The sequence below is a fragment of the Undibacterium sp. Jales W-56 genome, assembly GCF_025548535.1.
Classification (GTDB): domain Bacteria; phylum Pseudomonadota; class Gammaproteobacteria; order Burkholderiales; family Burkholderiaceae_D; genus Undibacterium.
In genome coordinates this window covers 186,149-209,516 of record NZ_JAJLQW010000003.1, presented here as the reverse complement: position 1 = coordinate 209,516, position 23,368 = coordinate 186,149, and the positions used below count along the sequence as shown (strand labels likewise).

The 23,368-nt window shown below is 48.8% G+C and carries 17 protein-coding genes; 1 reads left to right on the top strand and 16 read right to left on the bottom strand.

Annotated elements, in window-relative coordinates; genetic code table 11:
• Positions 1-20: 20 nt before the first annotated feature.
• The 8 genes from LPB67_RS10125 to LPB67_RS10090 all read right to left on the bottom strand — a co-directional run bounded on the left by LPB67_RS10125 (position 21) and on the right by LPB67_RS10090 (position 9,497).
• On the bottom strand, positions 21-1,229 hold the full coding sequence (locus LPB67_RS10125; protein WP_262837046.1) for a TIGR03087 family PEP-CTERM/XrtA system glycosyltransferase: 1,209 nt from the start codon (positions 1,227-1,229) through the stop codon (positions 21-23).
• 9 nt (positions 1,230-1,238) lie between these two features.
• Positions 1,239-2,327 (bottom strand): FemAB family XrtA/PEP-CTERM system-associated protein, encoded by a 1,089-nt coding sequence (locus tag LPB67_RS10120; RefSeq protein WP_262837045.1) that lies wholly within the window; start codon positions 2,325-2,327, stop codon positions 1,239-1,241.
• Between the two features lie 5 nt (positions 2,328-2,332).
• Positions 2,333-3,205: an XrtA system polysaccharide deacetylase gene (locus LPB67_RS10115; protein WP_262837044.1), complete on the bottom strand. Its 873-nt coding sequence runs from the start codon at positions 3,203-3,205 to the stop codon at positions 2,333-2,335.
• Between the two features lie 2 nt (positions 3,206-3,207).
• Positions 3,208-4,389 (bottom strand): non-hydrolyzing UDP-N-acetylglucosamine 2-epimerase, encoded by a 1,182-nt coding sequence (gene wecB / locus LPB67_RS10110; RefSeq protein WP_262837043.1) that lies wholly within the window; start codon positions 4,387-4,389, stop codon positions 3,208-3,210.
• Positions 4,389-5,387, bottom strand: coding sequence for an XrtA/PEP-CTERM system-associated ATPase (locus LPB67_RS10105; RefSeq protein ID WP_262837042.1), 999 nt, complete (start codon positions 5,385-5,387; stop codon positions 4,389-4,391). The genes wecB and LPB67_RS10105 overlap by 1 nt, the downstream gene beginning before the upstream one ends.
• Before the next feature lie 16 nt (positions 5,388-5,403).
• Positions 5,404-6,975, bottom strand: coding sequence for a TIGR03016 family PEP-CTERM system-associated outer membrane protein (locus LPB67_RS10100; protein ID WP_262837041.1), 1,572 nt, complete (start codon positions 6,973-6,975; stop codon positions 5,404-5,406).
• Positions 6,956-7,900 (bottom strand): XrtA-associated tyrosine autokinase, encoded by a 945-nt coding sequence (locus LPB67_RS10095; RefSeq protein ID WP_262837039.1) that lies wholly within the window; start codon positions 7,898-7,900, stop codon positions 6,956-6,958. Before LPB67_RS10095 ends, LPB67_RS10100 begins: the two co-directional genes overlap by 20 nt.
• 70 nt (positions 7,901-7,970) lie before the next feature.
• Positions 7,971-9,497, bottom strand: a complete 1,527-nt coding sequence (locus tag LPB67_RS10090; protein WP_262837038.1) for an XrtA system polysaccharide chain length determinant — start codon at positions 9,495-9,497, stop codon at positions 7,971-7,973.
• A 581-nt stretch (positions 9,498-10,078) separates the two neighbouring features.
• Between LPB67_RS10090 and LPB67_RS10085 the strand changes: the two genes are divergently transcribed.
• Positions 10,079-10,642 (top strand): XrtA/PEP-CTERM system exopolysaccharide export protein, encoded by a 564-nt coding sequence (locus LPB67_RS10085; protein ID WP_410482730.1) that lies wholly within the window; start codon positions 10,079-10,081, stop codon positions 10,640-10,642.
• A gap of 304 nt (positions 10,643-10,946) precedes the next feature.
• Here the strand turns inward: LPB67_RS10085 and prsT are convergent, their stop codons facing one another.
• From prsT to LPB67_RS10045, 8 genes are all read right to left on the bottom strand, one after another.
• A complete protein-coding gene (gene prsT / locus LPB67_RS10080; RefSeq protein WP_262837037.1) occupies positions 10,947-13,730 on the bottom strand; it encodes an XrtA/PEP-CTERM system TPR-repeat protein PrsT in 2,784 nt (927 codons plus the stop codon).
• 215 nt (positions 13,731-13,945) lie between these two features.
• On the bottom strand, positions 13,946-15,061 hold the full coding sequence (locus LPB67_RS10075) for a GNAT family N-acetyltransferase (RefSeq protein WP_262837036.1): 1,116 nt from the start codon (positions 15,059-15,061) through the stop codon (positions 13,946-13,948).
• Positions 15,062-15,104: 43 nt separating this feature from the next.
• Positions 15,105-16,136 carry an SDR family oxidoreductase gene (locus tag LPB67_RS10070; protein WP_262837415.1) on the bottom strand — a complete coding sequence of 344 codons (1,032 nt, stop codon included), beginning with the start codon at positions 16,134-16,136 and terminating at the stop codon, positions 15,105-15,107.
• Between the two features lie 20 nt (positions 16,137-16,156).
• Entirely contained in the window at positions 16,157-17,437 is a 1,281-nt protein-coding gene (locus LPB67_RS10065; RefSeq protein WP_262837035.1) for a nucleotide sugar dehydrogenase, read from the bottom strand.
• Positions 17,438-17,619: 182 nt separating this feature from the next.
• Positions 17,620-18,393 carry a S1C family serine protease gene (locus tag LPB67_RS10060; protein ID WP_262837034.1) on the bottom strand — a complete coding sequence of 258 codons (774 nt, stop codon included), beginning with the start codon at positions 18,391-18,393 and terminating at the stop codon, positions 17,620-17,622.
• Positions 18,394-18,577: 184 nt separating this feature from the next.
• The gene (locus LPB67_RS10055) at positions 18,578-19,669 is read right to left on the bottom strand and encodes a trypsin-like serine protease (RefSeq protein WP_262837033.1); all 1,092 of its coding nucleotides are present in this window, start codon (positions 19,667-19,669) and stop codon (positions 18,578-18,580) included.
• Between the two features lie 604 nt (positions 19,670-20,273).
• Entirely contained in the window at positions 20,274-21,599 is a 1,326-nt protein-coding gene (locus LPB67_RS10050; RefSeq protein ID WP_262837032.1) for a DUF1501 domain-containing protein, read from the bottom strand.
• 2 nt (positions 21,600-21,601) lie between these two features.
• Positions 21,602-23,191 (bottom strand): DUF1800 family protein, encoded by a 1,590-nt coding sequence (locus LPB67_RS10045; protein WP_262837031.1) that lies wholly within the window; start codon positions 23,189-23,191, stop codon positions 21,602-21,604.
• Positions 23,192-23,368 lie beyond the last annotated feature (177 nt).

The window sequence follows — 23,368 nt, the reverse complement described above, 5'->3', positions numbered from 1 at the left end:
ATTATATTGCATTTTTGTTATTAAATCGACTCCAATGCGGTATCTACCTTTTGCAGATTCGCATCCCAGTTGTATCTCGCTATGACCCTGAGCCGCGCTGCTTTTTCCAGGGCAATGTCGGGTTTGTCTAAAGCGATGCAGACCGCATTGGCAAACGCGTTTTCATCATCCGCCAGAATTAATTCTTTAGCGATGGCGGCATCGATTCCCTCCAGAGCCTGCGGCGATACCACCACGGTTTTGGCCATTGCCATTGCCTCCAGCACTTTGTTCTGGATGCCGCGCGCGATGCGTAGCGGTGCGACTGCAAGCCTGGCATGGGCCAGATAAGGCCGTACATCGGGCACTGAGCCGGTCACCTGCACCCCCGGCAATTGCGCCAGGGCTCTCACTTGCTCGGCCGGCCGGCTACCGACGATGCAGAACACAGCCTCAGGATGCCGGCTCAGGATGGCAGGAAAAATCGACTGCGCGAACCACGTCACCGCATCGATATTCGGCCAGTAATCCATCGCGCCGGTAAATACGATGACCAGTTCTTGCGGCTGGTAAGGATTGTCCAGCGTGTGCCCGGGAGAAAAATAATCGGTGTCTACCCCGTTATTGAAGAAGCCGATTTTATTCATGCTTTCAGGAGCCAATTGCTGGAACAGGCCGGCTTCCGCCTCTGAGACAAACAGCGAGGCGTCGCATTCGTGCGCGATGCGGCGTTCATAGCGCAACAGGCAGCGAGCTTCGCGTTGGTACAGCCAGCTCATCGGAAAACGCTTCTTGTCGGCGTATTGCCGCCATTTATCCGAATCGATATCGACGAAATCAATCACGCGCGTCAGGTCCGGCATACGCTCGATAAACTGGGCCATGACAGAAGAAAACACCACCGCCTTTTTGATCCGGTGTTGATTGACGGTGACATTCACCCAGTCTTGCATGGCGGCGCTGCGATAATAATCGAGTGATAAGGGGCGCTTGCCGAGAAAAGCGGTCAGGCTGGCGATTTTTGCCGTCATCGGATTCAGGCTCGCAAAATGCGTATCGCCGCACCATTGCCTGACGGTCTCGATGTACTGGGCATCGTTGGCATCATCGATGAAACAGCCCAGGTGAACTTGATAATCCTTCGCCAGATGTCTGAGCAAATGATAAGAGCGGATCTTGTCGCCCTTGTTTGGCGGAAAGGGAATCCGGTGCACCAGCAACAGCAAAGCTTGTTTGGGTAGTTGCGTCATGTAAAGATCTCAGCCCAGATTCTTGACGATGTGCGGACCGATCAGATTGGCCAGTACAATCGGCATCTTTTGCCACATCTTGATAAACAACTGGTATTTTGGGTTCAGCGGATTGTTATCCGGCAGCGCTTCTGCGCCGTGCAATTGATATTCGTAATGCAGCGCTTGCGGTTCAAAGCCCCAGTTCTTTTTGAAATCGAAGGCGCCGGTCCCCAATTTGCTGCGACCGAAATCAAATACCTTGTATGACCTGGCGCAAGCCCGCCGCATCAATTCCCAATACATGAAATCATTGCCTGCCACATCGCGCGCTTCGTGCGTACCGCCGCCGTAGTAAGGCAAGACTTCATCGCGGAAATAAAAGCTCATGACGCTGGCGACGGTTGTTGCTTGCGGACTGACGATGGTCATGATTTCACAGTCGTCGGCAAAGGTTTCTTTCAGCAGCCGGAAAAATTTCCTGGAAAAAACCGGCGTACCGAGTCGATGCACACTGGTCGAATAGGCGTAGAAAAAACGATCGGTGTTATCGTCAATTTCGCTGGTCAAGCCGGCTTTTATGCCTTTGCGCACCATGGCGCGCTGCTTGCGCGGAATTGCCAGCATATTGGTTTCTTCGTCGGGATCGATCGCCTTGCGGAAGGTGACATACAAGGCTTTGGTATGCCAGTCTTTTTCTTGCGGCGTGATGCTGCGGTATTCCAGGTGACCGACTTTCAAGGTCTTGGCCAAGGCTTGCGCTGCCTGGCTCAAGACGGTTTTTGCTTCAGCCGATATCGCTGCCACGCCGCCGTATACGCAAAACGGCAGAGCCACCAGCGAATGGCCGAACAGCCGACTCTTGATTTCCGCCAACGGCAAGACACCGAGAATGTCGCCATGCGCCTCAGCATAATAAAACCAGGTGCGATGGCCGAAAGCCTTTTCGATCACCGTCTGCCAACCGGCGCGATGGAAAAACGTCGCATCAGGACACTGCGCTACAAACGCATCCCAGCGAGCATAATCCTCTGGCTGAAGCAGTTTGAGGGAAATCTGGGCAGGTGCGGGGCTAGGCAAGAATATGGCAGACGCATGGGCTGTCAATGTGTCGGTCATGGAATTCATGTGTTCGGCAAAAAAATACGATCCATGCGATCCCAGTGAAAATCCTGAGTCAGGGCTTTGAGTCGGTTTTCGGTGCGGTGTAAGTTCACGTAATGGCGGAAGCGGGTTTTCCAGCCGATATTCTGCTGGCGCGGCTGCTCCGGGTCGATTTCCCAAGGATGAAAATAGAAAATGCCCGATTGCTTATCTTGCTGGTTCACGCGTTGTAGCAGCCAGCGCGAAAGCTGGTAAGGGAATAAGCGGAAATATCCGCCGCCGCCCGCCGGAAAATTCTTTTGCATGAAGCGCACGGTAGTAATCGGCAATTCCAGCAGACCGTCTTGCCCGTTCGGATAAAAGCTGAAGCGCGGCGCGCTCGGCATGCCGTAGTGATCGTGCTGGATAGGGTAGATGCTGGAACTATAGCGGTAGCCCGCATTCAACAAGATATCGAGTGCCCACAAATTTTTTGTGCCAATAGAAAAACTCGGTGCGCGATAGCCCAGTACAGCTTGCCCACCGAGATCTTCCAGAATTTTTTTACTGCTGCTGATGTCTTCCAGGAATTCGCCCGGTGTCTGATCCGAAGCGCGCAAATGTCCATAGCCGTGACTGGCCAGTTCATGTCCCTCTGCCACAATGCGCCTGACCAGCGCGGGATAACGTTCTGCGATCCAACCCAGGGTAAAAAACGTGGCTTTGACTTGCGAGGTACTCAGCAGGGCAAGAATGCAATCGATATTTCTCTCCACCCGGCACGGCAGGCTGGTCCAGCTATCGCGTGAAATATGTGGTGCAAATGCCGAAACCTGGAAGTAGTCTTCCACATCGATGGTCATGGCATTGCGGATAGGCGGGATACTTGCCTGTGTACTGGTAATGATGGACATGGTTAGTCTGCGTACTCCCTGTTTGGCGCAGGAGTGGCGATACCGAGCTGCGCAGCGATCACGGCTGCTATGCGGTCAGAGGCGTGGCCATCCCAGAATTGCGGGATACGTCCGCCTTTGCCACCGGTGTGCATGACATCCTGGAAAATTGCCATGATCTTGTTGGGATCTTGTCCGGCAATGGTGTTGCTGCCTTCTTCCACGGTAATCGGTCGCTCGGTATTGTTGCGTAGCGTGATACAAGGTACACCCAGCGCGGTCGTTTCTTCCTGAATGCCGCCGGAATCCGTCAGCACTAATTTGGCGTCTTTCATCAAGCCCAGCATTTCCAGATAGCCCATGGGTGGTAGCAACAGGATATTCGGTGTATTTAGTTTTTTGTCCAGTCCAAACTTTTCCAGCATGGATTTAGTGCGGGGATGCAGGGGGAAAATCACTGGCACCTGCGCGCTGATGCGAATAATCGTCGTGATGAGTTCGGTCAAAATAGCCTGGTCATCGACATTCGATGGACGATGCATCGTGACCGTCACAAAGCCTTTACCGCCCGCCAGGAAGTCCGGATGGCCTGCCTCGGCGGCAATCTGGGCCGGTGCGATAGCGCGGCTCAGGTTATTGCGCAAGGTGTCGATCATGACATTGCCGACAAAGTGAATCCGGCTGTCCGCCACGCCTTCACGTAGTAAATTATCTTTGGCGCTAGGCTCGGTCGTGAATAATAGATCTGAAATCTGGTCAGTCAATACACGGTTAATTTCTTCCGGCATGGTCCTGTCCCAGCTGCGCAAACCGGCTTCCACATGGATCACCGGCACGCCTTTTTTGCTGGCGACCAAAGCACAGGCGATCGTCGAATTCACGTCACCCACCACCAATACCGCCGCAGGTAAGTTGTCACCCATTGCCGTTTCAAAGCGGCACATGACCTCCGCTGTCTGCACGGCGTGACTACCGGAGCCTACCTCCAGATTGATATCTGGCGATGGAATGCCTAAAGCGTCGAAATATTGCGCATTCATCGCAACATCGTAGTGCTGCCCCGTGTGCAGCAAGGTCACTTTAAGATGCGGTTTCAATGCGTTCAGCGCGACCATAATCGGCGCGATTTTCATGAAATTCGGACGCGCGCCCACCACGCAGATAATCTCGCTTGGACCATGTTGATTCTGGCTTAACACCTGCATTAATTTTCCTTCTCGGAGTAGTTATTTGCTTTATTGCTAGGAAGCATTTTTTTCAGGGCATCAATCACGGACAAAATAGAGCGCTCCATTTTTGCCATCCGGTCGTCCATATGTTCCAGATTTATATTCGGTAAATCTTTCAAGCCGGTGACTTGATTCGCTATGTCGAAATTCGTGGCAGGTAGTTGAAACTCTTGCCGGATGTCGGTAATGACCTGATTCACTTCCACTTCGCCAAAAGTATGTAACTCTTCCAGATAACCCATTAAGAACAGGCGATCACAGAGCGCATTTATTTTCCGCGGTATGCCATTGGTGTAGGCATAGATCGCGGCAAACGCTTCTGCATTGATGAGCGGATCATCCTTCCATCCTACCGTATGCAGTCTGTGTTCAATATAGGCGCGGGTGTCGATCAGGTCGAGTGGGCCTAGGTGATAGCTGGCAATCACCCGTTGCAGCAATTGCTGCATATCTTCGCTCAGCATGGTACGGCGGAATTCAGGCTGACCTAACAAAAACGTCTGGAGTAATGATTTATCCGCAGTCTGGAAATTCGATAGCATGCGCAATTCTTCTACCGCCCTTGGGGTGAGATTTTGCGCTTCATCGACGACCAGCAGAGCGCGTTTACCCTGCGCATCACAATGCCGTAAATACTGCTCCAGGCGCGTCAATAAAGTCGCTTTATTGGCGTTCTCGTATTCAACGCCGAAGGCCGCAGCGACCAGACGCAAAATATCGTCCGAGCCTACATGGGTATTGACGATTTGTGCCGCCTGGATTTTGTCTGACTCTAATTCGTTAAACAAATTCCGCATCAATGTCGTCTTGCCTGCCCCGACTTCACCGGTAATGACGATGAAACCCTCACCTTGCGATATCCCGTATTCGAGATAGGCCATCGCGCGTTTGTGGCCTTTGCTGCCAAAGAAAAACCGTGGATCCGGCTTTAGTTGAAATGGTTTCGCGCTGAAACCGTAATAGGACTCGTACATCTTTTCATGAACTCCGCTAGAACCCTAGCAACAAGAATAGCGTGATGGCATTTTCATTAAAATTGCCAGTGCCATTGGCGAGATTGGATTTTTTCTCTACTCGCCGCACTTCAACCGTTGCTCTTAATTTGCTTTGTAATTGGCGCGAGACCGATGCTCTCGCCGTCTTGGTGTTGTCTTTGATCCCTGTGTTGGCCGAGGCTGTCTGGGTATAAGCTGTGCTGATGTTGGCACTGGTTCTCGGAGACAATTGCCAATTCCACAGGGCATTGACGCCAGTCTGTCTGATTTTTTCCAGCAAAGCCGGATTGGAAATACCTAACAGCAGAATATCGGCCTGGCTTGCTGATTGCGCTTCTCTCTTGACGTTAAATGCATTTAGCAGGACAGTATTTTGCGCACCAGTAAAGGCAACGGAGGCTTGCAGATTTTTTTGCAGAAAAACTCTATTGGTGACGGTATTAAACGGCTGCGCGAGTGCCGAAGGTAAATTCGTATCGCGAATAAAATTATCGACCAGTTGTTGTCGGGTGTTGCTGTCCGGAACGCTGGCTTTCCACAATTGATTCAAAAAGGCAGAAGTGCTGGTGGTTGCCGGAATCAGGTATTGCCCGCGAGTAGTCGTGATATCTTCGTTGTAGCCGAGGCTCCAGACACTGGCGCGCGCGCGTTCGTTGATCAGTGCAGAATACGTAGAGCCATAGAAGCGCTTACCTGCACTGAATGCAAAGCGTGTTCTTTCCGTCGGCGTCCATGAAAATCCGCCAGTCCAAAATGTGCCGGAGGGCTTTTCACCTATTGAGACGTAGGTATTGTTCTCATAACCGGTCGTTGCAGTAAGGCTAAATAGAGGCGAAACAGCATAGCTGCCATTGAGGGTTGATGTTTGAAGCTCAACGTCGGCCTGGTTAGGATAATGAATTTTTTGATCAACGAATTGAAGTCCCCAACTGATTGTCTTATAAGTCGAGCCGCTCTTGAGGTCGAATAAAATTCTATCTCCAGTACTGTCAAATACGTTCTTGGTACTGGTTTTTACTGAGTCGCGCGTATAACGCAATTCAGCTGTAAATTCAGGTGAGAAATTTTTTCGGAAATACGGCGATACGCTGTAAGTTCTGACTTCGGTTCTGTTATTGGATAGGTTCAAGTTGTTGGTTGGCTGGTCCGTGAACGGATTTAAATTTTGTTGACTAATATTCGCGCTGCCGTCTAAAAAAAAAAGCTCTTTGACTAACTCGCTATTGGCGCTGGCATTCAGTAAATGACTGGTTTTAAAACCATTATGATTGCTCGAATAACGCAGGTTTTGCATGACATAGTCGGCACGGAAGCGTAATTGCGCGCCTGTCGCCGTGAGATTGATCCCGGGAGCTACTTGGGTGATGTAAGAGCTTTCAGCGTTTTGCGTCAGTCTGATATTATCGGTATAGCTCTCGCTCACATTGATTGTCGGCGTTACTTTCCATTCCGCTGCTGACACGCTGACGGTTGCGCCGATACCCAGCAAAGGAATGATCGATGTCAATCCTAGCGTGAGAGAGTTTGCCTGCCAGCGCCGCATTTTTTTAGCCGTAATAATTGCCATAGTAATCCCCGTTTGAGAATGCTCTAGCTTTGTTATAAATTAAATTGACATTGGCTTTTGATTTTAGCTGGCGCAAGACTTCTTTGACGGCATGTTGCGTCGTCGCTTCAGCTTCGACAACTAAAATGATTTGTCCCATTTGATTCGCCAGGACCCTGGCTTCCGTGGTCAAGAGTAGCGGCGGGGAATCAAAAATCACAAGGCGATCGGGGTAGCGGTTCGCAATTTCGCTCAACAGGCTGCTCATACTCTGGCTAGCCAATAATTCAGTGGCACGCTTGTGACTACTGCCGGCACGCAACAGGGTCAAGGTATCGATGTTCGTCCTTAGCATGGCATCTGCCAGGTCGAGCTTATCGTCCAGCAATACGTCCATCAGGCCAATTTCAGAGTTGGTACCTTCTGGCATGAGATTCAGATATCGCGGTACCGACGGACGGGCAACATCGGCGTCAACTAAGAGCACGGTGTGATCCAGCTCCATCGCTATGCTGATCGCGAGGTTAACGGCGCAAAAGGTTTTACCTTCACCAGGTAATGAGCTGGTTACCATGATCAGATTGCCGTGGTGCAGCGGTCCTTTTTTCTGATTGAAGGCTTTCTCAATCAAAGGGCGTTTTATCAAGCGGAATTCTTCTGCGATGGCGGTGCGCTCTGCATCCGGCGTCACCATACCCAGGCGATGTAGTTGGGCAATGTCAATTTCTACTTTGCGTTGGCTATTTTTTCCTGGGATTTCCGCTGTGACCGATGGTGCAGGTGCTGCGACAGGTGCAAGTTTAGGAGCTAATTCTTGCGCCACTATAGGCGCAACTGGCGCAACGATGACTGGTGGAATTGCAGGCTCTGCGCTGACTTCTGCGGAGTGCGTTGCAATGCCTTTGCCCTGCTCTAGTCTGCCAACCGCTTTTTCAATAATGCTCACGCTAACTCCAGGTAGATTCGTATGTCCGACTGCCAGACGATCAACAAATATTTTTTTATGTTAATTAATTCTATTGCTTGATATACATGAAGGACATCACTCCGGCGTAAAACACCAGCAATACAAAGGAAGAAGCTGCGAAGCCATACAAACTTTGTTTTTGACGTCTTTTTTCACTTTCAGTCCAGTTCATTGATACGGTGCCGAGGATCGGTAGTCCGGTAATTTCAAGCAGATCGATATGGGTCAGGAAGGTTGGGCGAATTTTACTCATCAATACAGCACCGGCCAAACCCATCGCGATTGCCGCTGCAAATACCAGAGAGAACAAGCGTATGCGATGCGGACCTACCGGTGTCAGCGGCGCTGTTGGCGGATCGACTACCCTGAACGTCATCATTTCTGTGGTGGTGCTCAGATCGCCGGATAATTTTGCAGATTCGCGGCTGGCGACTAATTTTTCATAATTTTCTTTGTTAATCTGGTAGTCGCGATTCAACTGAGATAACTGGGATTCTATCTCCGGCGCTGCAATACTCAGCGTCTTCAATTTTGAACTGCGGTTGGCATATTCATCGACCCGTGCGCGCATTGATGCGACGCGAGCTTCTGCGGCTGACAAGGAAATTTTTAATTGTTGCAGGAGAGGATTTGCCGCCACCATTTCAGATTCAGGTTTGCGGACTTTCGCCTCTTCATTCTTTTTTGCTTCAAGCTGAGCGATCAGTCTTTTCGTCGAAACGATGTCGGGATGCTGATCCGTGAATTGCAAGCGCAATGCATCCAGATTCTTGTTCAGAGTTTGAATCCGTGAGTCAATTTCCGGATTGGAGACTGTTGCCGTCGCCTGGTCAGGTTTCATTGAATTTTCAGTACTGGCAATTTGTCGTTTGATCGCGTCTCTTGCCTGCTCAGATTCAACTAACTCTAATCTCGCCTGATTCAGGCTCTCGGTCATTTCGGATAATTTTGTTCCTGAATCGCTACCCTGGCGCGGCAATAAATTCATATTTTTAAGCTTGAATTCTTTCAGCGCATTCTCTGCAGCGATCAGTTTTTCTTCGTAAATCTTGATCTGCCCATCGATGAACACGACCGCCTTTGTGGAGTCTTGTTTTTTATCACCGAAGCTACCCTCGACAAAAATGGTCAGCAACGCCTGGACTACATCTTTCGCCAGCTTGGGACTCTCGTCGTTATAGGTAATAGTGTAAATATCGTTTTGTACGGTGCCGCCAATTTTAATTTTTGAGATTAAATTTTCGATCAGCAATTCACGGTCTTTGCCCGTGTTTGCCTTGATGTCGAGGTCGACCATACGCATTACGCGTTCGACATTTGGCCGGCTTAACAGCGTCCGGCTCATGATGGAAACTTGCTGCTCGACGTTAGGTACGCTGGTCATGCCAGCCAGCAAAGGTTTCAACATGCTCTGGGTATCGACAAATACGCGTGCCGAGGATTGATAATTGTCAGGCAGTGTATAGACGACGGCAAATCCCAATACCGAAACCAGCCATGCGATCATGACCGCATACCAGCGATATTTCCATCCCCCCCTTAGCAGGGATTGCAACTGCGTTAACAGCTCCTCCATCTTGTTGACTTCTCCATATGTGGTGATTTTAGTGGTAATTCGCAATATGACTAACTTACCAGCTTATCCTTTGGAAAGGGACGTATATTTTGTGAATCATAGTATTATGTAAATGTAAAAAAAACAAGTAAATTCGAAGTTTCCCAAGCTTTTCAGCGATACTTTTTCATCATATTCGGGTACAGAGAGGAAATCAGCAAAATTATCGAATTGCAAGAAATAAGTGTATGATTTAAAACAATTAATTTCCATTGGGGAATAAAATTTATTCCAGGAAATGAACTGGAATTACGCAGAAAATCAGCCAAAAGTCGTTCTGTCATCGTTGTCTGTACTATACTTTCCCAAGCAAGGTGATTGTTGAAAAGTATGTAAAAATAATTATGTAAAAAAAACAATAAAATCAGCTTGTTTTATGATTCGATGGTGGTAATATCGTGCTTTCATGTTAACTTCTGTTGAATGCTGATTGCAGTGAGAAGACATTCAACCATCTCACATAGGGGACTCACGTGAACAAGCTCCAGACAAAAATTTCAAGATGGCTTTCGTGTATTTCAGCGACATTGTTCGTATTGATCATCAGCGGTTGCGCGACGAATCTCACGCCGGCGCCGACGGCCGAATCTCAGGCTCCTAATCATGATTACCTTATCGGTGCCGGTGACTCAGTCAATGTGATCGTATGGCGCAATCCGGAAGTCTCCATGGTGGTATCGGTTCGTCCCGATGGCAAAATTACGACACCTCTGGTTGAAGATGTCGTCGCCATCGGCAAAACCTCGACTGAATTGGCGCGAGATATTGAAAAGGCTTTGGCTAAATTCATTCAACAACCGGTCGTTACTGTTATCGTGACCGCATTCTCAGGTCCCTACAGCGAACAGATTCGGGTTATAGGACAAGCAGCAAAACCGCAGGCGCTGGCATATCGCAAAGGAATGTCATTAATGGATGTGGTGATTGCGGTGGGCGGCATTACCGAATTTGCGTCGGGTAATAAGGCGAATATTATCCGTACTGTCGACGGTAAGCAGCAGACGCTGAACGTACGTCTGAATGATCTGATAAAGGACGGCGATATTTCTGCGAACGTTCCAGTTCGCCCCGGCGATGTTCTGGTGATCCCGCAAAGCTTCTTCTAAGTCTGCGCAAATAAATCAAAAAGCCACTTCATTGAAGTGGCTTTTTGTTGTAGCTGAGCTTGTCGCATCGCGTCAAGCTTTGTCTTTTAACTTGATTGTAGTGCCGTTATTGCTGGTCAATACGTCGCAGACCTATCGTTGCGTGACTCCTATCATTAATAACCAGTATCAGGAAACGCGATGGGGAAGGCTAAGAATAGAAGCGACGCGAGTTATTTACTGAGTTACTCGATAGAGATCAATACGCAGATAAGATAGGGATCAGTATGGCGTCGAGCTGATTTACCCGACACCATACGAATACTTAGAGTTGTTTTAAAAGCGTCTTAGCTTCGTCTAGTTTGGCAAAACTTTTTCCCGGCGTCGTAATATTTTCCAACTCTTTCCTGGCTTTCGCTTTGTCGCCGGTTTTTACCAGTGCGACAGCGAAGTGATAACGTATTTCAAGTGCATCTGGCTGGAGATTGCTGGCTTTTTCAAGCAGAGGTAAAGCACGGGCAGTATCGCCTTGATCCAGTAAGATCCAGGCTAGCGTGTCCATGATGGCAGGGCTATCACCGGAAAGTTTGTAGGCACGTTCAGCATATTCGATGGCTTTTTTATCTTTTTGCTCGGAATAGGCCCAGGCGATATTGTTGAGTGCAGGAATATTATTGGGCTCATTTTTCAAAACGAGCTGGAACTGTTCAATCGCTGCCGTACGATTTTTTTGCGTATTAAGTTGATAGGTTCCCCAATACAAATGGACCGCACCGTCATCCGGGTGATCCTTGAGCCATTGCCCGATACGGGCATCAGCTTCTTTCGTTTTGGCGTCGGCAATCAGGGCATTATGCAATTTGATTAAAATGGGGCCGTTAGCGCTAAGCTTCATTGCCTGTTCATAGGATTTGACTGCCAGGGATGGTTTTTTCTGCAGGAGTTGCGTATCCCCTTCAATTAAAAAACCTGCGGGTGATTTTTCTTGTTGCTTTTGAAGCTGTTTAGCGATAGTCAGGGCTTCGTCGAATTTTCCATTTTTGAGATCCAGACTTGCCATCGCCAATTGGGCATCGAGAAATTTTTCATCAAGGCGCAAGGTTTTTTTCAGTGCTTCAAGCGCGGCGGTTTCATTACCCATCGTCATGTACGCAGTGGCGACTTGATATTGTGCGGCCGGCGATTCTGGCAGTAAAGCGGCGAGTTTGGTATAGCTATCCAATGCGGCCGCTTTATCCCCGGTTACTGTCTGGATTTTCGCCAAAAGATTTAATAGATCAGGATTTTTTTGATTGGTTACCGACGCCTTTTTTACGAAGGTCAGTGCTTTCGCGTTTTCTCCCATGCGAAGATATTGCGTTGTCAGCATTTGGATAATTGACAGATTGTCTGGACTCTCTGTATTCGCGCGCTCCAGCCATACCTTGCCGCCCTCATTATCTCCATTCGAAACAGCCAGATTTGCTAATGCTGTCATGGCAGGAAGCGATTTTTTATCTTTTTCCAAGACAGCTTCAAAGCGTTTCTTTGCAGCTTCTGGCTTTTTCTCCAGTACATCCAGGCGGGCGAGATTGGCAATCGCAGGGAAGAAATTGGCTTGCAGGGAAACGGCTTTCTCAAAACTCAGGCGCGCGTTTGGAATATCCTTTTTGTTCAGATAAATACCGCCCTTGAGATTTTGTATTAGTGGGTTTTCAGGCTGTTCTTTTTCGGTCACCTTTGCAGCAGCCAATGCTTTATCATATTCTTTGAGTTTGAGGTGCGTCATGATCAACAAAACGCCGGCTTTGACTGATTTTTCATCAAGATTGACGGCTTTTTCTAATTCTGCAATGGCCTGACTGCCATCACCCTGGCCTAGCTTGCTCATGCCCAGAGCGGTATGGTAGTCGCTTTGTTGCGGCGCTAAAGCGCTGGCCTTGTCAAAATACTCGGCGGCCTTAGTGAATTCTCTGGTCATCATGTACGACTCACCGGCCATCGCCATTAATTGACTATCTTCCGGAGTAATTTTCAAGGCAGTTTCGATGATGGGAATAGCTTCTTTCGGTTGATTGCTCTTCAGTAAAATCGCCGCGAGTAGTTTTTGCGCATAGACGCTATTCGGTACTTTGCTGAGGTATTTCCTTAAATCTTGTTCTGCCAGTTTGGTCGAGCCGGCAGCGTACTGAACTGCACCGGATAATAGTACGGCGGGCATATAGTCTGGTGCTACCCGAATGACTTGTTGCAGGGATTCTTGTGCCGCAGTGTTTTTGTTTTGGCTAAAGTCGAACAAAGCTTGCGTATAGTTAACCAATATGTTGCCGCTCGCGATTTTTTTTGCGGCATCAATATCTTTCTTTGCCTCATCGAATTTCTTTAAACTTATTTCCAGATTCGCTCTGACTAACAAAGCTTGTATATTGTCCGGTTGAAGTTTCAGTGTTTCACCGTAGGCAGTCAATGCCTCATCAAGCTTACCTTGCACGCGCATCAGGTCGCCTTTAAATAACCAGGCAGCAGTATTTTTAGGATTTTTTGTGACGGCTTGATCAGAAAAACTATTGGCGCCAGCCAGATCTTTATTGGCAAATGCCTGTTTTGCTAATCCTATCAAGGCGTCTGGATCACTTTCTTTATCTTTGAGCGCCTGTTCAAATGCAGTCTTGGCTTCCGTTGTTTTACCCAGGGCCAAATAGGCATTTCCTCGTAAGCTCAGGAGCGTTGCATCGGTTTTGGATTTTGGATCTTTGTCGGTTTCGTCCAGTACTTTTTGGTATTGCCCTTGTGCCAGCAAGGACTTCGCCAGGTCCATCACAACTAAGTTTTGATTGACGCCAAGACTGATCGCTTTGCGGATTTCTTTTTCAGCAGAGACGGCGTCGCCAGTTTCGTTATAAATTGATCCTAGCAAGAAGCGCGCATCTTTATTATCGGGATCTTTTTGTAACGCATTCTTCAATTGAATGATGGCCGCTTTGCTGTCACCTTTTTGCTGGTATTGCTTTGCTTCAGCGAGTAATTTTTCTGTACTTTGCGTTTTGCTGCATGCCCCCAAGCTCGCCAAAAGAACCGCTGATGCGGAGAGCATGGCGATGGATGTACGTTTGCTGTTTTTGTGCGACATGTTGTTATCCCTTTTAATTCAGAAAGCTGCTCATGACGAGATGTGCGTGGAATCCGCGAAATTTATTTTATTATTTAAAAGTCATTATTTTTTTGAGCTTACACCATTTTTGAATTGATTCCCATAGCGCTACTTGAAATACCTGTAGATCGGTGCCGGATGTGTTTTTTAATGCGATTACAGATCAAATTCAATGATCTGAGTAAGGGATGAAATCAGTTGCCAGACCGAAATATATTTCTCATAAGCCGAATGTTGGATTGGATAAAATGGCCGGCCAGATGTCTGATTGCGGCAAGTAAGCCCACGCATGTCCGCAAATTGAATGCCATGATTCCCCATCGTTCACGCCGGTCGGACATCCAGTCTTGTTTATATGCATCGTCGCCAGTCAGATAATCCACCTCTGTGACTTGATCGATATCAATCACATGTTGCATTACACGAGCGGTCAAAATGGACCCGATCGAAAATTGCGCATAACGTTCATCATAAGCAAGCTTATATATGGATGCAGTTTTGTTGTGCACGATCCATATTTGTGCTGCTACCGCTTGTTGATTGATGTAGGCAATACCTAGACGCAAGCAACCCTGCTGCGCGCAGCTCGTAACCAATCCGGGAATAAACGCTGGAAAACCTTCTGCTGCTTTCCAGCTTGCCTGATATACCTGCTCATAAGCACTTAGCGCTTCCCCCAGATCAGTTTCTTTTTGAATGATCTTGATGGTGAGCTGCTGCTGTTTTTCAAGCTGTTTTGTTTTTCTGGCAAGGGTATTTTTTAACTTGGATGGGAGCCCATCAAAATAATTTTCGAACGATCTGCCATTCACCTTGAGATACCAATTACCAAAGCAGAAATAGGCCTGCGTTGCCATACCCGCTTGACTAAGTGCTGACCGGATTGCATTAAAACTTGCATGCTCCGGGTCCATAGGATGGAAATCGATGATATCCCAGCGCGACTCTGCAATCGTCATTGCGGCAATCAGATCGGGTATGTCCTGAGTTATCTCACGTGGCGAACTCGTCGCGAACGGCCGGTATAGCGAGGTATAAAAACTTGCCATAGAAAGCAGGCGACGAACAGGCCATCCGAATACGCTCGAATAGTGTGCCCACATCGGGCATATGACATAGTTTGCCGCACTGGTATTCGTCCTTTGGAGAGAATAGATGCGTTCACTATAGTTTTCAGGTGACGCGGTTTTCGCTAAATTGCTGAACCAGGGAAGGGTAAAGAAAAAATCGGTATCGTCCTGCTTATCCAGGATTTCCGGGTTGGATTGAATTAATTCGTCAAACCCGGTGTAGACGGAGATTTTTTTCATTAAGGCGCCCTCTTCATGAAGGCCAATAATTTTTTAGATGCGTTCAGGTTCGTAAGTTCGCTTTATACCAATCCATCGCTTCTTTGAGGCCGGCATCGACGCTATGTGTCGGCGCATAGCCTAACAAGGTCTTGGCTTTATTGATGTCGGCTTGCGAATGCCTGATGTCGCCCACCCGGAACGGCTCATAGGTGGGCTGATGCGCCTGAACGTGGGTAAAGCTATTCAATAATAACTGCTGCATCATCTTATACAGTTGATTCAGACTGGTTGTGTCGTTGAGCGCCACATTATAAATTTGATTGACGGCCTCAGGATTTTGGCTCAGTGCCGCCAGTAGATTCGCCTGTACGACATTGTCGACATAGCAGAAATCGCGTGTGGTCTCACCATCGCCATTGATGTTCAGCGTCGAGTTCTTGATCAGCGCTGCGATCCATTGCGGAATGACTGCGGCATAAGCGCCGTCCGGATCCTGGCGAGGACCGAACACATTGAAATATCGCAGCCCGATCGACTCAACACCATAGCAACGCGCGTAAACATCGGCATATAATTCATTGACATATTTGGTCACGGCATAAGGCGAAAGCGGCTTGCCGATGACGTCTTCGATTTTTGGTAAATTCGGATGGTCGCCGTAGGTGGAGCTGGATGCGGCATAAATGAAGCGTTTGACTTTAGCATCCCGGGATGCTGTCAGCATATTCAAAAATCCTGTGACATTATTTTCATTCGCCAGCAAGGGATCTTCAATCGAGCGCGGCACAGACCCTAGCGCCGCATGATGCAAAACATAATCAATGCCGGCGCAGGCTTTTTGGCAGTCCGCTAATTGGCGGATATCCCCTTGAATAAACTGAAAATTTGACCAGGCCGAGGGACTGACGCGTTCTTTTACCTGATCCAGGTTGTGCTGATATCCGGTAGCAAAATTATCGAGGCCAACCACTTTTTGATTCAGCTTCAGTAAAGTTTCCAGCAGATTGGAGCCTATGAATCCTGCGACGCCCGTAATCAGCCAGGTCGACTGATGAGTCCGTAATTGCTGTTGTATGGCTTGGTAGCTTGTCATGTTCATGATGCCGATTTATTTTAGAGACGCCAGATGCTGAAACCTGCTTCACGCAGCGCTGCCCGGTCGAACTTCGATTTGATATCGACGAAGCAGCCGTTCGGGATCGATTTTGCCTGATAATCTGACAGTGGGCGTTGCATTAATTCCTTGTGTGATACGGCTGCGATGGTCACGGTAGCAAGTGGCAGTTGTTCCCAGGTCTCTAGCGTCAGACCGTATTCATGTTTTGCTTCAGCGGCATCTGCCAGCGGATCATGAATATGCACGTCAACGCCATAGGATTGCAATTCGAAAATCATATCCGCGACTTTAGAGTTACGCAGATCCGGGCAATTTTCTTTGAACGTCAAGCCCAGCACATTAACCACGCAGCCTTTCACATGATGTCCTGATTTGATGATTTCTTTAACGACTTTTTCGGCAATGAATTTAGCCATGCCGTCGTTGATGCGACGTCCTGCCAAAATGACTTGCGGATGATAACCCAGCATATCTGCCTTGTGCGTCAGGTAATAGGGATCAACGCCGATGCAGTGTCCGCCAACCAGTCCGGGGCGGAAATTCAGGAAATTCCATTTAGTGCCGGCAGCTTCCAGTACCTCGAGAGTATCGATGCCTATCATGTCAAAAATAATGGATAGCTCATTCATCAATGCGATATTTAAATCGCGCTGGGTATTCTCGATTACCTTCGCCGCCTCTGCGACTTTAATGCTTGTCGCCCTATGCACACCGGCACGAACGATTCTTTCGTACAGCTTGGCTACCTTGTCTAAAGTATCGGCGTCGTCGCCGGAAACAATCTTTAAAATCGTTGTCAGCGTGTGTTCCTTGTCGCCGGGATTAATCCGTTCCGGTGAAAAGCCCACATGGAAATCTTCTTTCCATTTCAGTCCTGAGTATTTTTCCAATACCGGGATGCACACTTCTTCGGTCGCGCCCGGGTACACGGTCGATTCATAGACCACGATTGTCCCTTTTTTCAGATGCTTGCCGACGGTCTGGCTGGCGCCGATCAATGGACCAAAATCCGGGTTGTGCGCCAGATCTACCGGGGTAGGTACGGCAATCACGATGTAGTTCGCTTTTGATAGTTCGGCAGGATCTGTGCTCACGCTCAGATGCACGGAAGCGCGCAGCTCCTCAGTAGAGAGTTCGCCGGTTGGATCGATATATTGCTGGTAGCTTGCAACCTTAGTCGCTGACAGGTCGAAGCCTATTGTGTGCATTTTTTTGCCAAATTCAACGGCTAAAGGCAATCCAACATAACCCAAGCCTACGACGCCGACAATATCCATAAGATTTCCATTTTGATAATGATATTCATGCAATATAACAGATGCCACGAAAAGCCACAATATCGCTGCCGGGTTTTAGTTAAGTCCTTGCTTTGTATTAATAATTCTCATTGCCTGCAATGTTTCCGATGAGAATTTTCCAGTGTCATGAGCATGAATTCTGACATCAGAAATTCGCTCAGTTAGTTCTTTTTCTTCAGCAAATCGCTGACGTAGTTAACCGGAATTGCGTATGAAATCCCGCTGGGATTAGTAATTGCAGTTTCTTTCAAGCCTTTAACGAATACCATATTGATGACGCCAATGACGGCGCCTGTTTCCGGCTCATATACTGGACTGCCGCTATTGCCTGGATAGGCGGTTGCATCGAGCTGGAACACTGAATAAGCGGCCTTCCTCAGTTGGGCAATGACTTTAGGATCCAGTCTGCGAGAATCTTGTGCAGGTCTGGCAACCGGGGTAATCGATGACACAATCCCGCGATGCGTTGCATGATGAAATCCCAGGGCTGCACCCAACGGGAAGCCGGTAAATGCAATTGGTTGGCCTTCTGTAACCTTATCCGGATTGCCAAGCGCTAACGCGGGCAAAGGGTTGCCAGAAATTTTCAGGCGTGCCAGATCGTGTTCCTCATCGACGGCAAGCACAACGGCGGGACGAAACTCTGCGGTATCGTCCTTGCCGGTCAGAATGCCGATGGTTTCGTCCACTTCAAGACTACTATTGCCATTCACAACATGGGCATTGGTAATGACCGTCAGTCCATCGCCAACAATAAATCCTGTACCGGTAAAGCTGACGGCAGGACTGCGCGTTTTTTTAAACGTGCCGATTGCCACCACTGAGGGCTTGACAGCTTTTACCGTATTGATGAACTCCTCAGCATAGCAGTAACTGAATGTGAAAAGGCCGCTCAAAATTGCGACGAAAGAGGCGTTGCGGAAAATATTTTTCATGGTGATCATCGTGAGGGAATCAACCAACTGGAAGAGCATTCACCGTAGCGGATTCGCATTCAAAGCGCAATGGGATTTATCGTTCTGTCGCAGTTTACGTACATAGGATCCTGGATTTGATGCATCTGCAACGAACATAAAAAAAGCGACCCAGGTCAGGTCGCTTTTTTTCAGATCAGGAGAATTATACGTTCGAGCGACGGCGAATCATCAGCAACATACCCAGACCCAGTCCCAAGATTGCAATACTGCCTGGTTCCGGAACAATTTGTATTGCGCCACCAGTCGCTGCGGTCAGATAGTCGGTATAGCTGGCCAGCAAGATGCCGCCGAAGTAAGTGCCGAAAGTACCTGGAGTCTGGCCTGTAAAGGTCCCGCTGAAGGTATTGTTCGCAACCAAGATGTATTCGCCGGTATTTGGATCGATCACAAAAGAAGGTCCGCCGGAATCACCACCACCGATACCAGACTCTCTATTGTTGGGCAGTATGGGTGAGCACACGCCATATAGCTTGCAAAAAGTATCCTGCAGTACACCCTTTGCATCTACGCCGTCAAAGTCCGCATAATACACTTCGTTTGGCCCCGCAAAGCCTTGCTCGTCATCGCCATCAAACAAGTCCATGTAGTTTTCGCCGCTACGTTTTTTGGTGAAACTAGGCGATACCGTGTAGCCATTGATACCGTCGCCAGAGGTGCCGTAACCAGCCATCACGATGTGCGTGCCGGAAGTCACGGGGTTTGAGCTCATGCGATAGATTTTTGCGCTGGCAGGTGCGTCTTGAGAAAGCGTAATTACGGAAATATCATCGTTGACGCAGAACGCACTGACGCCTGCCGGACAATTACCGAAACCGTCATAATGAGGATTCATAGAGACTGCGGATGCCGTGACCAATGCATTCACATTGCCATTGCTGTTGAAAACCACGCGGACGTCATTGCCCGGTTTGGTGAGATCAACGATATGGCCATTGCCATCGGTATCCACGCAGTGACCGGCGGACACGACAGAACGTTTGCCAACCAAGGCACCGGAGCAAATGTAAGATTTTCCGTCATAACGGATATTGATGCTGACCACACCGGAAAACGGTGAGCTCGGTGTGTTGGCATCAATGTGCGCTGCCGGTGTGTCAGGCAATGCCCCGGCAGTAATTGCCGGTGTCAAGATGCCTCCAACGATTGGAGATGCTTGGGTTTGTGACGCGAAAAAAGCGCTCGCGATCAGTGTCACTCCCACTACTTTATTAAAAAAATTCTTCTGACGTAACATTGCCTCTCCCTGAGATTGGTCGTTCGATATGGTCGATATTTAAGACTAGCTTGTTATCTGTATAATTTGCGTTGTACGCGAAAATGCTTAATGCAAAAACAATGCCCGAGATGAAAAGATGTTTTCTTTCAGGCACTTATCTTGATTGCGGGTAAATAATAAATGTGAAGTGTAAATTTTTCCGACAACTTGACATGATTTTAATTGCCAATCAGGAAACTTAGCGGATATTGGTGACACTGCTTGGTCGCCTTGAAATAATCCGGCAGACCCATCAATCGATGGTTTACAAGGCAAACAAGGTCGATAGATTCACTGGGGGGGTAGCCAGTGACACGATGGAATCTGGTGCCTGGATGAAGTCAAAGAAAGTGATTTCAAACGCGAGTACCGGCTGTGTCGACTGGCATTGAGTGGCATGACGGACCAGCGCCGTGCCTTGGTGACAGCTTAGGAAGCGAGGATGATAACTATGCTCAAAATTACGGGTACAGACGCGATTTACCGAGGTCGATCAAGCCTATGAAGGACCACAAAAAAACCAATCTTAAGCATGGTTCTTGTTGAGCGATCTGATGCTATGGTTAATGGATCGTGCGCATTGCTATAGAAATCGCAAAACTTTTTGTGGAAAATTTGCAAGATTCGGCAGAACGGCGGGCAGGTCAATGTCCGCCACCCCCATCCATGAGGCAATGGTTGCGGCATATTGGTCGACTGAGGTGGTTGGTATCCAGCGTCCCTCATCGCTGATATCGTCAGGACCGGCCAAGGTTAATTGCGGGAAAGTACCGTAAATATCCTTTCCCTTGACTGCACCGCCTAAAATCATACTATGCCCTCCCCACGCATGGTCAGTGCCTGCGCTATTGTCACCGGCGGGTTTGAATGTACGGGAAAATTCGGAGTGCGTGAAGGTCACCACATTCTGAGCTAATCCCAGCTCAGTGGTCGCGGCATAAAATGCGGTCAAGGCTTGCGACAGATCGGAGAGTAAATTTTGCTGCGTTTCCAACTGACCGGCGTGTGTATCGAATCCTCCCATTTCTACATAAAATACTTGCCGCGATAAGCCGAAAGTATTGCGGCTGGCAATCAGTTGCGCGATTCGATACAACTGTTGGCCTATATCGGTCTGGGGAAATGGTGTGCTCAAGCTGACGTTAAACGCGCTGCCGACGATATCGGCTTGCGCGATGGTCGAAGACAGCGTTCCGGCATACGCGGTTTCTAATTGTAAGTCTGCATTGTCCTTGAGGATTTGGGTAAGTGCGGTCAGGCGTATATTGTCAGCAGCAGAATTCGTGACTCCGGTAAATCCATTGGCTCCTGTGGGATCGACGGCCGTCGATGCTGATATCGCACCGTCACAAAACAGATTGCTACCCGCCGCAGAGACTACTGTGGGGAAGCGTGCCCCAGTATTTTTTGACTGTAAAACATCTGCCATGCGCCCGCCCCATCCTGTCAAGACGGACGGTAAGGCGGGATTTAACATGGACCATTGATTTTGCTGGTCGATATGAGACAACAGATTGTCGGGTAATGGCCAACTACCTAAATTTGCCTGTGCTTTGGTAGTCGGACGAATCAAGGTACCGACATTAGCAAGCAAGGCCAGCTTGCCTTGATTGAATAGTCCTTGCAACCCGGTCATTGCGGGGTGAAAGCCGTAGGCTCCGCCTGAAATGGGCAACACCGGCAGCAACTGTGGCCGCGGTATTGCGATCCTCTGACGTGCCGATAAATAGCTTGCATAACCGCTGTCATCGTTGGGTATCAGCAGATTATTAGAATCACAGCCGCCTGCGAGAAAGACGCATACTGCCGCCTTGTAATCGGTGCCGGCCGCGCGCGCCATTAAAGAGCCGAAACCCGCTCCCGCAAGAGCGGAGAAGGCACCTAATTTCAGAAAATTCCGGCGATCCATAATTACCTCTGAATAGTGAATGCAGGGCTGGCGGCAAACAGGTACAAGGCCAGCATGGCACGTTGATTAGCATCGTTACCAACGGATGACAGGGCTTGCGTCACAGACGCCTTCAGCGATCGCGGCGCGGTTCCATGCATTAGCCTGGTATCGAGTAAGTTGATTAAGGCATTGCTATCGTTGGCAACGGCAATCAAATCGCTGAAATCAGGCTGGGTGGTCGTCGGCAAGCCGCGATTCGTCAAATCAAACAAAAAATTAAGGCGCGCCGAGATCGTCGGGGCATTCACAATTTTGAATTCCGGTCCACCGATGGCGTAGCCTTGCGGCTTATACGACGGCGGGTAGAAGTTAAAGACGGAGGGCGCATTGAAGACGTCCTGTCGCATCAACTGGGAATAATTTTGTATGCCTATGCCATCGCTGCGGGTATTAAAAGCACGCAGCAAACGGGTCATATACAGTACCGGTTCACGTAATTTTCCATCGGTCGATACCGCGGCTTGAGCATCCCCGGCGCGCGCCTCGGGATCTAAAAGTATGGCACGTACAACGGCTTTCATGTCGCCCCGGATTCCTTGCCCGTTGTTGGCAAATGCCGCCGATACGCGTTGTACGTAAGCTGGACTTGGATTGCTTTTTACCAATGATTGAATGAGGCGCGTACCGATAAATGGTCCAACATTGTTATGCCGCGCAATACTGTCAATCCCGGCATCCAGATCCTTTGGCGCACCCTGACCCGCAGGCTGCAAAGCGTCGAGCAGTTGTTTGGTTCCCGTCTCGTGGAAATCTTCATGCGATTCCATCATGCCGACATAGTAGCTGTCATTAAATAATTGCGACACCTTGCCCGCCTTGGTGGGATAGGTCCAGCCGGTGAATACGCGGGCCATGCCCTCGATATTGTCCTGGGTATAGGTCGGCACCAATTTACCGTTGGCATCCAGGAGCGGCGTGCCATCAGCTTGTAGCTTGATCACACCAATTGAAAAAAGCTGCATAATTTCGCGTGCGTAATTTTCGTTGGGGCTGGAGCCGAGCGCGGCATCCGCCTTGGTATTATTGACCATATCGAGGTATGTCCCCATCGCCGGCGACAGGGTAACGTCCTTTAGGAGTTGGCTATAGCCGCCAAACGCGTCCGATAATAGTATTCGCTGAAAATTGACAATGCCGACGCGACTGTCGACTTTTTGATCGCTGACCACAAAAATTTGCCCTAGCGCGAAGGCCAAGCGTTGCCGCAGCTGATCGGGTGCCGTCAGCGCATTCCGAAAGAAAATCGATTGGACAAAATCAAGCCTGGTGGCGTCAGTCGCATCAGGATAATTGCTGGGTGTCGCTGCAAATTGTTCGGTCAGCCAGGCGTCATATCCTATCGATTTTAAGTGGGCAATATCATCGGGTTTCGGACCGAATGTCGCCTGTTCCAGAAAACGAATTGCTGCGGCGTCGGTAATTTGTACGCTGACGGGCGGCGGAGGCGGTGGCGGTAAAGCAGGGGTGGGCGTTGTACCGGAATTGCCGCCGCCGCAGGCCGACAACATAGCCACGAACAGGACGGGTAAACCTTTGGAAAAAGAAGACATATATGCAGCCTTTCACCTATCAAGCGGACGCTTCCAACGATACTGGCACTTGAATGAAAATTAGGAGGTACAACAATTTTTCTACTTCATTATGGCACACACTCACTTGCCATTCGGCAATAATGAAGCGAGATCTGCAAAGTGTATGTTGACCTTAATAGGACTTACGCAAAACGG

Excerpts from the sequence above, each read along its gene's own strand:
- LPB67_RS10070 (WP_262837415.1), bottom strand. The coding sequence starts at position 16,136 with ATGACAAGCTACCAAGCCATACAACAGCAATTACGGACTCATCAGTCG.
- LPB67_RS10055 (WP_262837033.1), bottom strand. The coding sequence starts at position 19,669 with ATGTTACGTCAGAAGAATTTTTTTAATAAAGTAGTGGGAGTGACACTG.
- LPB67_RS10065 (WP_262837035.1), bottom strand. The coding sequence starts at position 17,437 with ATGGATATTGTCGGCGTCGTAGGCTTGGGTTATGTTGGATTGCCTTTA.
- prsT (WP_262837037.1), bottom strand. The coding sequence starts at position 13,730 with ATGTCGCACAAAAACAGCAAACGTACATCCATCGCCATGCTCTCCGCA.
- wecB (WP_262837043.1), bottom strand. The coding sequence starts at position 4,389 with ATGCAGGTGTTAAGCCAGAATCAACATGGTCCAAGCGAGATTATCTGC.
- LPB67_RS10100 (WP_262837041.1), bottom strand. The coding sequence starts at position 6,975 with ATGGCAATTATTACGGCTAAAAAAATGCGGCGCTGGCAGGCAAACTCT.
- LPB67_RS10090 (WP_262837038.1), bottom strand. The coding sequence starts at position 9,497 with ATGGAGGAGCTGTTAACGCAGTTGCAATCCCTGCTAAGGGGGGGATGG.
- LPB67_RS10045 (WP_262837031.1), bottom strand. The coding sequence starts at position 23,191 with ATGTCTTCTTTTTCCAAAGGTTTACCCGTCCTGTTCGTGGCTATGTTG.
- LPB67_RS10125 (WP_262837046.1), bottom strand. The coding sequence starts at position 1,229 with ATGACGCAACTACCCAAACAAGCTTTGCTGTTGCTGGTGCACCGGATT.
- LPB67_RS10060 (WP_262837034.1), bottom strand. The coding sequence starts at position 18,393 with ATGAAAAATATTTTCCGCAACGCCTCTTTCGTCGCAATTTTGAGCGGC.
- LPB67_RS10050 (WP_262837032.1), bottom strand. The coding sequence starts at position 21,599 with ATGGATCGCCGGAATTTTCTGAAATTAGGTGCCTTCTCCGCTCTTGCG.
- LPB67_RS10115 (WP_262837044.1), bottom strand. The coding sequence starts at position 3,205 with ATGTCCATCATTACCAGTACACAGGCAAGTATCCCGCCTATCCGCAAT.
- LPB67_RS10075 (WP_262837036.1), bottom strand. The coding sequence starts at position 15,061 with ATGAAAAAAATCTCCGTCTACACCGGGTTTGACGAATTAATTCAATCC.
- LPB67_RS10120 (WP_262837045.1), bottom strand. The coding sequence starts at position 2,327 with ATGACCGACACATTGACAGCCCATGCGTCTGCCATATTCTTGCCTAGC.
- LPB67_RS10105 (WP_262837042.1), bottom strand. The coding sequence starts at position 5,387 with ATGTACGAGTCCTATTACGGTTTCAGCGCGAAACCATTTCAACTAAAG.